Genomic DNA, 12,728 nt, shown 5'->3' on the forward strand with positions numbered 1-12,728 from the left:
CCTTATTTCATAAGGTTGAGTGCCACACGGGCTGCGTCTGCTGCATTCTCTGCTGTTGCATCTGCTCCGATCTCCTCGATCCATTTATCGGATACTGGTGCTCCGCCGAACATGATCTTCACGGATTCCCTCAAGCCCTCTTCGGAAAGCATCTCAACTGTGTCCTTCTGGCCGAGCATGGATGTTGTCATGAGTGCTGAGCCCACAAGCAGCATTTTCTTGCCCTTGTTCTTTGCAACTTCCTCAACAAGTGTGTCGTTTGGCACATCGACTCCAAGATCCACGATCTTGAAACCGTTTGCACCGAGCATGGTTGTCACAAGGCGGTGGCCGATATCGTGGATATCTCCTTCCTGCACGTATGTGATTGCAAGACCTGCACCCTCGTCAGCTTCTCCCTTCTCTGCTTCCATGATAGGCAGAAGGATTTCCATTGCGGCGTTCATTGCCTTTGCGGACATCATGATCTGTGGAAGGTAGATTTCTGCTGCCTCGAATTTGTCTCCGATTACCTTCATTCCTGGCGAAAGACCGTCGTTGATGATCTCAACAGGAGTGAGTCCGGCATCCAGGGCTTCCTGGGTAGCTTCGGCGCAACCATTGATGTTCTGATTTACAATGGTGTCCTTGAGTTTGTCTAAAATTTCCTGGTTTGACATATTTAACCTCTTTATTGTTATTGATGATTGGTAGTAAAAAAGAAAGTCAACAGGCTTCATCTGGCGAAACCCGCTGACAATACCAATAGATGTTTACCTCAACTGTCCTCTGAACTTCTCACATGAGTTGATCTTTATGTCAAGAAGTTTCTCGATATTTGACTTAGCAGCAATTCCCTTGGGAGCACCTGCAACGGATGTGATGACACCAATACCCAGCTCTTCTCTCAATTCTCTCATTACATACTCGTCACTGAGGTCATCTGCGGTTACGTCCAGCTTCTTTGCAACGTAATCCTTTGCTTCTCCGATTCTCATGCCCTTTGAGAATTCCATTCTTGCAACAAGATCACCGGCTGCTCTTATTCCGCTCATTCCGGAGGTCATTATGTGGGAGATCGGCATACCCATCGGGTCGCCGACCCCTATCTATATGCCGTCCACGCCAGCAATTTCGACCATCGCCTTGCTGGCTCTTGATACAGCATCAACTGTCGGGGTCTCGAGCATTGGAATACCGCCTACACCCATACCCATGTTCACATGGCACGGAATTGTTGAATCCTTAACAGCCTGTTTGATGAAGGTAACAGCTCTTCCAAGGTTCCATGCTGAAGATTTGCTGGTGTTAGTGTTTACGACAGGTCCGAATACATTGGCTCCTGCCTTTGCTACAAGTGCAGCCTGCTGGTGTGGCCAGAGACCTGCAAGCACAGTGCCGTCGTATTCGAGCTCACCGTGCATACCAAGTAAAAGTTCTCCTGCCATACCTGCTTCGATATAGATGTCAGGGAACTGCTTTCTCAGTGATTCGATTGCATGAAGTGACGCATACATGTCACCGTCACCTGCAGCACCGATTGTATCGAAGTTGACACCATCGGAACCTGATGCCATCATCCTCTGCATGATCCATACAATATCTCTTGTAAGATGCTTTGCAGAGTGCTCCATGGACTCTCTTGCCTCATCGATCTTGAATGCCTTCATAAGGTCACCAGGGTTCTCGAAAGGACCATCAGGTGTGTAGTAGAGACCCATGTTTGGCATTGCACCGTAGAGAAGAGGAACAATCATGTTCTGCTGGCAGACTTCCATTGTCTGCATTTCCTGTGCGATCACAGGTTTTGCAGGCTTGTAACTGTAGTCGATATGACCGAGTTCCATTGTGTCAGCACCAAAAGCACGCTCGTGCATCATTGCACCAACAAGCCTGCTTGCCGGAATACCTACACCGCTGTTACCCTGGTCACCATCGATCCTGATGGTTCCGATGTCGTGGGTTACGGGAACTTCCATACCCTGCTCTACACCTACCATCCTGGAAGGCATGGTGATAATTTCCACGAGCTTGTCGATCTCATCTTCACTGAGATCAGGAATGTCACCAAGGTCTGCAGCATCTGCCATACCTTCTTTCAGGTCAGCTACGATCTGCTCCTTTGTCATGAAGAGACGCTTTCCGTCTCCCATTCTTAACTTATATTCTGTTGCCACAACTTTCACCTCATTTAAAGAAGCAGTTCCTTTGCCTTTGTGACAGCTTCACTGGCATTCTCTGCGTAGCAGTCAGCACCGATCTTGTTTGCCCAGGCTTCTGTTGCGGGAGCACCGCCAACCATGACCTTTACACCGTCTCTCATTCCCTGTTCCTTGAGCATCTCAATGACGTCCTTCTGTCCCTGGAGGGTCGTTGTCATGAGTGCTGAAAGACCGACCATGTCTGCGTTTGTTTCCTTTACCTTGTCAATGAAGTCCTGGAGAGGGACATCCCTTCCGATGTCATGAACCTCAAATCCTGCAGATTGCAGCATTGTGGAAACGATAGACTTACCGATGTCATGGACGTCACCTTCAACGGTACCATTTACGATAATACCAAGTTTCTTACTTGCAGCATCCTTTGGCATGTCTTTTTCCAGAAGTGCCACACCGGCTTCCATTGCACCTGCTGCCATCATTACATGTGGCAGGAATAACTTACCCCTCTCAAAGAGGACACCCACTTCGTTCATTCCGGCTGCAAGACCTTTCTCTATGATCTCAGCAGGCGGAATACCTTCGTCCCTTGCCTTTTCTACGGCTGCTAAAACAGCATCCTTCTTGCAGGAAACGATGGCGTCAGAAAGTTGTTTGAACATTTCTTCGTTGCTCATTGTTTATACCTCGTACATTCTTTACAAATTTATCAAATTTTATTGAAACCCTGTTTGCAGTTTGATCAAGGGGCTAGTAAGCAGGCAAATATTTATATGTATCGTTTATGGCTAGTATATAAACTTTTCCTAGCTATTAGGCCCGAATCTACTATAAATATTTTTCCCATATATATTCAAATCCCTATCTGCTTTACAGAGCTATAAATTGGAAATAATACAGAGCAGTTGCCGGTCGGATAGTATAACCCTCCGGCAAATGCAACTGTGACTGATCTACTCTATTCTTTCTTTGTCTCCATTCAGAACTGGGAAACGAAAGTTCTGGCCTGCCAGAGTGCAAGTAATGCTATTATGAGGATGACAACCATCCACAATACATCAGCAGCAGGCAAAGGTGAATTTGCCCAGTATGCGTTGTATGCTTCCATTGCAGCTTGTGTCTGAACCATTCAAATCACTCCTTATACATATGCCAAACATGCGTCTGTAGCTCTTACCTTGCCAAAGTCGGTCAGGACATACTTATGCAGCAGGAATCCTTTTTTGTAGATTCCATCTTCATCGACCTTTACTTCAACATCCTGAAGCATTCCACCGGATGCAAGTTCAATTATATCGAAATTGATGGAATCCCTCTGGAAATTTCCCTTGAGACCGTATTCTTTCTGAATCTGTTCTACTATCTCGTAGTTCCATTTACCTTCATTCTGGCTGCAAATTTCAAGTATCCTGAACTTTATCGGACGATTTCCTGCCATTTCAGTCACCTCTCAGAGATTCCATTTCTTCCGTGCTCTCGGAGAACATTATCGTACTACCGGCAAGACACAGTGCACCTCCTACCAGGATGGTCCATGAAGGAACATCTCCGAAGAAGAGGAAGATGAATATAACTGCCATCAGACCATAGAGGTTTCCGATACCCTGCCCCCTTCCAACGCCGATAAGCGGGAAAGACTTGTACCAGGAAACATAGCAGAAACCAAAGGTTATACCTGCAAAGATCAGAACCAGAAGAGTGAGTGGTTCGAATGCAAGGAGTGCGTACTTGAACATCGGGAATCCGATGATTGCCAGCAGAGGTACAGCGATTATCCACCAGATGATACCTTCACCGATGAACCTTATAGTAAGACCGACATCCGGTTCAGCAATATCAAGACCTTTACCTGCAATTGCACCTTCAATACCCCAGCCTGTTGCAGCCATGAGTCCTCCAAGATAACCTATCCACAGAACATTGCCACTGCCAATCTCGGTCAGGACACCGCCACCGAATATGGTAATACCTCCGAGAATGATGACAACGATCCCTATGAAAGCACGCTTGGTAATCTTTTCACCATACCATTTGGAAGCCAGTATCGAACCGACCACAGGATACATAAGAGCTGCAACCGCTGCAAAGGCACCTCCTACGAAACCCATTGCGATAAATGATCCCAATATGGCCATTGGACCACCGAAAATAGACGCAAGGAAGAACCACTTGGAACATGGATGGAATTCCTTCAATGTCCTGCTCATCTCTCCGAACTTACCCAGGACACCGTTCCATACACCAAGTGCAAGTATAACCGTTGCTGCATTGAATGCAGTTATCAATACCGCCACGATTACCAGAGCGACTCCGTCACCACTTGTAGCGGCTACTTCACCATACATCTGGTCGAAAGGATTAAGTACCCATACTGCAGTACCGGGGAGATACCAGAGACCCCAGAGAACCGCACAGAAAAGGGCCCACATGTAACCATATTTAATTCGCCTCGAATGTTCTTGCTTTTTTAAAGCTTGCAAATCCAAATTAACTACCTCCAACTATTGATTTTTTTGTTTTTGACTGAATTTATATGCAAGAGAACATGCCCTTTTAGACAGGAGATACGCGCATAATGATCCAATAACGGTTTTTCGTTATGAGGGCCTACAGGAGGTCCGGATATTTACTTGACGACATCTAGATAATTCACAATCTCCTCTCTGAGGCGCAGATAAATATTAAGGGACAAAACAACAACCGACCTTTACAGATCAGTGATTCACATTCTATTCCAATCCTGCACATTCCCAAAAGCACCCCGCACGATGAAGACATGTTTTGCATACTCAATGAAAAGTAGCAAGGTGCATGTAACCACACCTCTGCTACTTCACAAAATCTTCTGATCTTAGAAGATTGCGTTGAGTTTGTTTACCACGTCTGTGGCATTTTCACCATAGAGGTCTGCGCCGATCTTGTCTGCCCAGTCCTTGGTTACAGGTGCACCGCCGACCATGGTCTTGAGAGAGTCACGGATGCCAGCTTCTTTGAGCTGCTCTTCGATCTGCATCTGGTTGACCATTGTTGTGGTCATCAGAGCTGATGATGCAACTACATCTGCTTTAACTTCCTTTGCCTTCTCTACGTAGTTCTTGATCGCTACGTCCCTTCCAAGGTCAAAGACCTGGTAACCTTCGATCTTGAGCATTGTTGCGACAATGTCCTTTCCGATAGAGTGGATGTCACCCTCAATGGTTCCGATGACGATCTTACCCTTACCTTCGGCCTGACCTCCCATTGCTTCAAGTGCAGGGGTAAGAATCTCTACTCCGGCGTTCATTGCCTCGGATGCTGCAATTACGTGAGGAAGGAAAAGTGTACCTGCCTCGAACTGGTCACCGATCTCGTTCATACCTGCGGTGTAACCGTCCTGTATCAGTTCTGCAGGACTTACATCGGCATCCAGGGCTTCCTGAGCCACTTCTGCTGCTGCGTCCTCATCAAAATCTAAAATAGCCTGCTTTGCTTTTGCGATAATTTCTTCTTTTGTTGCCATTTTTCTACCTCCTTATGCGCCCTTGAATGCCTTGTCGGCCTTCTCCACGACTGCCTTCATATCCTTAAGAAGGTCAGCATCTATTGGCTCTACTTCGTGGTTCTTCATGATGTCAACCACTTTCTCGTGGGCAACAGTTGCAAGGTCCTTTGAACCTGCCATTTCCCAGTCTCCGTACATCATACGGTCAATGATTGCCGGGCTTGAAGGCAGATCAATGTTCTCTCTGGTTGTCTTGTGTGCAAGGAAGTTCTTTCCGATACCTACCTGGTCTATCGCGTCAACTGCCATAGTCTCTTCACTTACCGGAATTCCCTGCATTGCCTTCTTTGTCATTGAGATCATATCATTGTCAAAGACGAGCTGTTCGAGTGAGAATGTCATACCGAGCTCAAGCATACCTGCACCGTACAGGGTGTTTGCACCTGCGAAGGCGGGAAGAATTGTTGTCATTGTCTTCTCATGACCAGCCTGGCCATCAGGTATCTTGGCATCTGCCTACGAACCAGCCACAAATGTTGGCAAACCGTAGTACTGCCCGAGCTTTGCTACGGCGGCACTGATAAGACCGAGTTCAGGGGAACCTACTGGTGCTGTACCCTTCTTCAGGTCGAATGTTGTGGTTGAGCTTCCGTACCATACCGGTGCACCTGGCTGTACCAGCTGTGCGAGTACGATACCTGCAAGAACCTCTGCATTGTGTGTAACAAGTGTACCTGCAAGATGAACCGGTGATGATCCGCCGGCCATTGCCATACTGAGTACGTTGACCGGAGTTCCGAATCTTGCACCCTTTATAATAACCTGACATGCGTTGTCACCAAGCTCGAGCGGGCTTGTAGGACAGAGCAGTGTTGAGAAAATAGGCTTCTTGCGTGCTTCCTCATCATCGCCACCGAAGTATGCTACAGCGAGATCCTGATAATATCCTACGTTCTCGCCTACAGGGTCGATGTGGTGGAAGTGCTTTGTTGTGTTCATCAATGGTGTCAGTGTCTCGTGGACATCCTGTGCACCCTTACCTGCCCAGTCCCTTGCGGAAACTGCAAGTGAGTAATAGTTGATGTTGTCAGCCCAGTCACAGATCTTTGCTGTGTCTGCGAGGTCCTTCTCTGTTGAGTCAACAGTTGTGAATTTTCCTGGTCCCTCATAGTTGCACATCTTCACACCGGTACCGAAGCAGGTCCAGTGTACCTTTCCTTTGTGTTCCTGTTTGACATTCTTGCTCTTGTCACGGCCCCAAAGTACGAACTTTGAAGGGCAGTCCCTGAGAGCTCTGTTTACAACATATTCAGGGATTCTGACCACGTGTGTCTTCTCGTCAACTAAACAACCGCCCTCTTTGAAGATGGCTCTTGCTTCAGCGTCTGAGACCTGAATACCAGTTTTCACAAAAACATCCATTGTAGCGTAGTGAAGCGCTCTGAGATCATCTTCAGAGAAAAGCTCCAGCTTGACGCCATCCAATGGCATTCTACCTGGATAATATTGTTTTACCATTTCTTAACCTCCAATTTTGCAAGTTTAAATTCATCTAAACATTGCGACAATATCGGGAGAGTCAGATATGCTTTGCAGCATTTTTTCTCCTTAGAAAAGAGGAGGATATTACCCCTATATAAATATTGCTGGAATATCTGGTATATATATTTTGCCATTGGGGATGGTATTGTTTTACTATATAAACCTATCTAGTACTCAATTATTGTACAAATTTATATGGCGCAGCATGGCGTTATTTGCCAATAATATAACTTAGAAAGACACTATTATTAATAGAGTAGTAAACTGATATATATAATTTGCTGCCATCCGGGCGAACTCTACATATATTTAAAAGTTGCGGACAAAGCCAATATGAATTTTCAAAATGAACAACTACAGATACAGTAGTAAGTATATGCAGTATGGTAGAAAATAGTATTCCCTGTACAGATTAATCTATACTGATATTACGATATAGATTTCGAAAAATGTCTGTGATAATATTTTGATTGAAAATAACAAATTAACGCTATTTTAAACAAAAAAAGTAAAACAGAAAATAAAAACAACGTTTAAATATAATAAGTTATGGAAAAATATAAATAGTAGATAATATCTGTCCAATTAAATGAACAAATCGAAGTGAATAAACACAAAATCATGAACTTAGAGGATAGCCGTCTACTCTTTCCTCTACATTATTATCCTGATCCTCAAATCCCGGATCCCGTATAAGAGAAGCCGTAGCGATCAGAACTTCCTGTCCTCCCCAGTCACCAATTGTGAATTTGGTCTTCACAGGCACGAATATTCCTTCCTTGCTTACCAGAGGTATTTCACAGGAGCGGGCTTTTCCTTCCATTATTTCATCGAGATTTGAGAGTACATCGTCTTCCCAGCCCCCTGGATACAGAATCAGGAAATCCTTCATGTAGAGGTCACTGCTACTGTAGTTGAGATGCTTACGGAGAGACTCGTTGGTGTGCAGGATCTTACCCTCCAGGTCCACTATGAAGACAAATTCATCAAGTGCATCAAGGAGCGAGCGGAGATGATTCTTGCTTTTGAGAATACCTGAATCCTTTTTAGCACGGGAGATTATTATTCCGATCTGGTTTGCAATCGTCTCAATGAGGTTCCTTGAATTAGCAGGTATCTCCAGTTTTTTATGAGAACCAAGTACCATAGCCGCAACCATCTCGTCATTGAACCTGACTGGTATAAAGCCCATGGCCTGAAGATCATCAGAACCCGGGTCAGCTCCGGGGAGCATGGGTTTTATTTCCGAGAAATATTTGTAGATCGGATAACCTGTCATGAACAGCCGGGCCAGGAGCGTATTGGATGAAAAACTGGACAGCTTTTCAACAAAATCTCCGGAGAGACCACGTGATGCCACCAGATTGAACTCACCGCTTTTTTCATCCACCAGGTAGATCATTCCAGAATCTATGGTCTTTGTTTCAAGCGTGAAATCAAGCAGCTTTTCAAATGTTTCGTCCAGATCATTTGTGGTACCAAGAACATTATCAAGATCACATTCGATGTGCATGAAACTGTTTGCCTGCTTACGTTCAGTTATGTCCACAATTATACCCTGCAGGTAATCCATTTCGCCCTTTGAGTTGTAATGCACAAGTGTCCTTTCATCGACCCATCTGACCTGACCCGATTTTGTAAGTATCCTGTATTCCTGACTGAAATCCGAGAAACCATCCCGGGCAACACGGTTCATTCCCTGGCGGACTCTTTCAAGGTCAGAAGGATGGATTATATCACCGTAGATAAGCTTCCCTGAAATGAAATCATCCACCTCGTAACCGAACTGAGAGATATTCTCGGATACGAATTCCACAGGCCAGTCCTTTTCAGGTCTCCACAGGAAAACTACCGCAGGACTGGAGGTCATTACCGATTCAAGTACACGGCGCATCTTCAGAGCTTCCACAAGTACATCGTTTGTATGCTTGTACTGTATAAGCTTCCACATGCCCTCCATGAGCAGGGTGATCTGCCTTATATCGGATTCGTCATAATCCGTTTCCTTGTTAGCAACACTGACAACCGCAACCACCTGTTCCTTTTCAAAGACGGGGATAGTTGCATGACGGGTCAGGACCAGATCATATCTGGAAGAGATATCATCATCAAAATCAGAGGCATAATGTTTGTTGACAATAACCGGCTTACGCTCTCTTATAGCCTCGCCCCAGAAACCATTGGAGCGTATCGGATGAACGAAAGGCTCGTCAGTATCAGTAGAGACCTTAAGATCATCAAGAGCCCACTGGTACATCTCGAGTACATTATCTTCTTCATTGAGGAATTCAAGATAACCTATCTGGCTGCCTGTAAGCTCAACAGCCTTTTGTATCGTGTATTCGGCTATCTCATACATGGGTGCATTCTGCATCTGATACAGTTCTAGCAGGGCCTCCAGACGCATTTCATTAAGGCGGATAAGCTTTTCCGCATTCTTGCGCTCAGCCATATCCTCAATGATGCCTATGCCACCGATTAGTGTACCTTCCTCATCCATTATCGGAGTAAAGCTCGCCTTGGCAGAAACCGGTTTTCCGCTGATAACAGACAGATGCTCGCCTTCATAATGTCCGGGATTTCCAAGGAAAACCTGTTCCACCGAATCCCTGAGTTTTCCTTCCGAAAGTGATGCGAGGATATTGAAACCGATTATCTTGTTTACAGGGGCTTTGAGTAGCTTTGCACAGCTCTCGTTGCAGTGTGTGATCACACTGTTCTCATCAAAGTAGAGTAAACCCACAGGCGATTTTTCAAATATTGTCTGATATTTCTTTCCGGTTTCAAGCAGAGCCCTTTCGGTCTTCTCAAGCTCTGTGTTATCTATTATGATACCCTGGAAATGAGTTATATCGCCTTTTTCATCGCGTTTTATGAAAGATCTCTCAGTGACCCATCTGACCTCACCGGCTTTTGTCAGCACCCTGTAGTTGAGCGTGAAAAATGTCGAGTTCTTCTTTCCGGAGTGCTTATCAACTTCCATATGTATACGGTCAAGATCGTCCGGATGAACAATATCCCCGTAGAGTAACCTGCCTGAAAGGAAGTCATCGGGTGAATATCCGAGCTGAGAAATACTTCCTGAAACGGACTCAACAGGCCATTCGCCTTCTGCTCTCCATAAAAATGAGATCACAGGGCTACTATTATAAACAGCTTCAAGTTTTTTCTCTATAGATAACGGGTCGGACATAATTCTTACCAGAGACTTTATTTCAGAGCATTCAGAGGGAGTTGTGGTTAGTTCTACGATAATGCCTTATAGAGTTTAAAAATGTTGCCAGACATACATGATACATATATTTTGTGTCCGGTACATTATATTACATTTAATGTAAAGTAATTTACTTGAACTCAGTTCATGCAAATTGACTGTGGAGCTTATATAAGTGTTGGATGCTAAAAACATAAAAGAAGGTTTTATCATCATGTGCCAGGCACACAATGATACACGGCTAAAATGGCGGAAACCCCGGGAATTTAACCCGGCTGAACGGATTTAGAGTCCATTCGATCAACATGATCTGATTTCCACATAGAGTATTCGTCAAAATAAAGTATGAAAAAATGATATTTATAATTTTCCCTGTTGATATCTGATTCAAAACATGTGAGATACCGGAAGGATTCAGGCTTTAGGTACACCCACACCCATGAAGGTCAGCTTTGTCTCTACAGGAACCCCGGCATCCTCATCCATGGTTATATCCTCTCTTTTAACATCGATCTCGATATCATCATATTCCAGCCCTGAGTCCACCATATAGTCGAGGACCAGTTTGTTGCCCAGCTCCATTGCATATTTCATAGCTTCCTGATGGTTTCCGAATTTCTTTCTGCCATCCTGGGAAAACACCAGAATCGATCGCTGGGATTTTTCATAAAAGGACCTTATCAGTATTTCAAATCTCTTGACACCCTTACCCACAAGTGCTCCCACGGCATTTCCGACTGCGGAATATTCGGGAACAATAATCTCTGCATCGATCAGCTCCCCGAGCTCTTCAACGTAAGCCTTGACCGGACCTCCAAGCAAAACAACCGGCACGTTCACCTTGAACTGGGAGAAATAATCGCCCCTGAGAATCTTCTCGATCTCTGCCTTTTCCACACCATGGAACATGAAACCCATAAGACTCAGAGCCATATTGATCGCAACTTCCTTTTTGATCTCCCTGCAGAGTTCATACTCGTCCATTGGTGTCAGTCTTGCAAGCAGTTTTGCTCCGACCATGGAAGCCTCAACATCCCAGCCGGTATATTCACCAAGCACATGAAGTGCGTCCGTAGGGGTGAAACCTATGGCCTGAACAAGTCTTTTCTGTATCAGACTGTCAATACGATCGGGAGATACAGGCTTTCCGAGTTTCCAGAAAATATCATTGACTGATACCGGCTCATTACCTATTATCTCGAAGATGTCCTTATCATATCCACTAAGACCTGCACTCTGTTTGCCAGTCCTGACAAAGAATTTTGTAGGCTGGATGTTCTCACCGAGCTGAACCCTGGAAGGAGTCCTGCCAGACCTGAGCAAATCAATAAAGCCCGGGTATCTCACAGCCGCAAGACAGAGAGGGATTACCCTCCTGGGACCGATATTAACCTCCCGGTTCTTGATCCAGACATGACTGTCCCCACCCATGGCCGAAGTTTCCATACGTATGGCCTTGACCTTTGTATGCCAGCCCCCGACCACGGCACCTGTATCTACCAGTTCCGGAAAACCAGAATCGATCAGTGACACATCGGTACTTGTTCCTCCGACATCAATGACACTGCAGGTATCATCTCCTGCCAGGAAAGAAGCACCCATAAGACTTGCAGCCGGCCCGGAAAATATGGACTCTATTGGTTTTGCCATGGCCTCCTCTATACCGATCACAGAACCATCACATTTTAGCATCATAAGCTTTGCATCGATGCCTCTTTTACTGATATCGGAGCGGATAGAATCAATAAAGTGACTTGCTATTGGGAGTAGCTGGGCATTCAGATAGGCGGTAACTCCACGTTCATACGCACCCAGGTCCTGGGAGAGCTCATGTCCGCAGACCACAGGCAGACCTGTAAGCTCGCTTATGAGCTCCTTCACTTTAATCTCATGAGCCGGATTTCTGACACTGAAATAGGAAGAGACTGCAAAGGCAGATACCCTGTCTTTGACCTTCAGAATATAATCCTTTACAGCTTCAGTGTCGAGCCTTTCATCCTCAGTTCCATCGAGATTGTGACCACCCTCAACGACTACAAACTCCCTGATAGGAGTGCTTGCATGCAAGGTGTGTTTTCCCACAAGGATCAATCCCACAGGATATCCCGTTTGCTCGAGTATGGTATTGGTTGCAAGGGTCGTGGAAACAGAGACAAGTTCCACTTCCCTGAGATATTTTCCATCAAGACCGTCTATTGCATTCTCAATACCCTGCAAAAGATCAGGATATGTTGTCAGGGCCTTATTGGCATCAATTATCTTCCTGTCCGAACTCCGGACTATTACCGCATCGGTATACGTTCCACCTGCATCTATTCCCAGACTGTATTGCATCTCTGTCCACACCTTTGAT

8 protein-coding genes and 2 pseudogenes are annotated in these 12,728 nt (G+C 45.4%); all 10 read right to left on the reverse strand.

The window, feature by feature from the left end:
* Positions 1-2: 2 nt before the first annotated feature.
* The 10 genes and pseudogenes from HWN40_RS00860 to HWN40_RS00905 all read right to left on the reverse strand — a co-directional run bounded on the left by HWN40_RS00860 (position 3) and on the right by HWN40_RS00905 (position 12,709).
* A complete protein-coding gene (locus HWN40_RS00860) occupies positions 3-659 on the reverse strand; it encodes a methyltransferase cognate corrinoid protein (protein WP_176963988.1) in 657 nt (218 codons plus the stop codon).
* 93 nt (positions 660-752) lie between these two features.
* Positions 753-2,165: pseudogene (mtbB, locus tag HWN40_RS00865) on the reverse strand ([dimethylamine--corrinoid protein] Co-methyltransferase).
* Positions 2,166-2,170: 5 nt separating this feature from the next.
* On the reverse strand, positions 2,171-2,815 hold the full coding sequence (gene mtbC / locus HWN40_RS00870; RefSeq protein ID WP_176963989.1) for a dimethylamine corrinoid protein MtbC: 645 nt from the start codon (positions 2,813-2,815) through the stop codon (positions 2,171-2,173).
* Positions 2,816-3,117: 302 nt separating this feature from the next.
* Positions 3,118-3,267 (reverse strand): hypothetical protein, encoded by a 150-nt coding sequence (locus HWN40_RS00875; RefSeq protein WP_176963990.1) that lies wholly within the window; start codon positions 3,265-3,267, stop codon positions 3,118-3,120.
* A 12-nt stretch (positions 3,268-3,279) separates the two neighbouring features.
* Entirely contained in the window at positions 3,280-3,576 is a 297-nt protein-coding gene (locus HWN40_RS00880) for a hypothetical protein (protein ID WP_176963991.1), read from the reverse strand.
* A gap of 1 nt (position 3,577) precedes the next feature.
* Positions 3,578-4,624: a DMT family transporter gene (locus HWN40_RS00885; protein ID WP_176963992.1), complete on the reverse strand. Its 1,047-nt coding sequence runs from the start codon at positions 4,622-4,624 to the stop codon at positions 3,578-3,580.
* Positions 4,625-4,989: 365 nt separating this feature from the next.
* Positions 4,990-5,637 (reverse strand): cobalamin B12-binding domain-containing protein, encoded by a 648-nt coding sequence (locus HWN40_RS00890; RefSeq protein ID WP_176963993.1) that lies wholly within the window; start codon positions 5,635-5,637, stop codon positions 4,990-4,992.
* A gap of 12 nt (positions 5,638-5,649) precedes the next feature.
* A pseudogene (mttB, locus tag HWN40_RS00895) lies at positions 5,650-7,137 on the reverse strand ([trimethylamine--corrinoid protein] Co-methyltransferase).
* A gap of 643 nt (positions 7,138-7,780) precedes the next feature.
* The gene (locus HWN40_RS00900; RefSeq protein ID WP_176963994.1) at positions 7,781-10,354 is read right to left on the reverse strand and encodes a PAS domain-containing protein; all 2,574 of its coding nucleotides are present in this window, start codon (positions 10,352-10,354) and stop codon (positions 7,781-7,783) included.
* A gap of 435 nt (positions 10,355-10,789) precedes the next feature.
* Positions 10,790-12,709 carry a hydantoinase/oxoprolinase family protein gene (locus HWN40_RS00905; RefSeq protein WP_176963995.1) on the reverse strand — a complete coding sequence of 640 codons (1,920 nt, stop codon included), beginning with the start codon at positions 12,707-12,709 and terminating at the stop codon, positions 10,790-10,792.
* Positions 12,710-12,728 lie beyond the last annotated feature (19 nt).

The sequence above is a fragment of the Methanolobus zinderi genome (assembly GCF_013388255.1).
Taxonomy (GTDB): domain Archaea; phylum Halobacteriota; class Methanosarcinia; order Methanosarcinales; family Methanosarcinaceae; genus Methanolobus; species Methanolobus zinderi.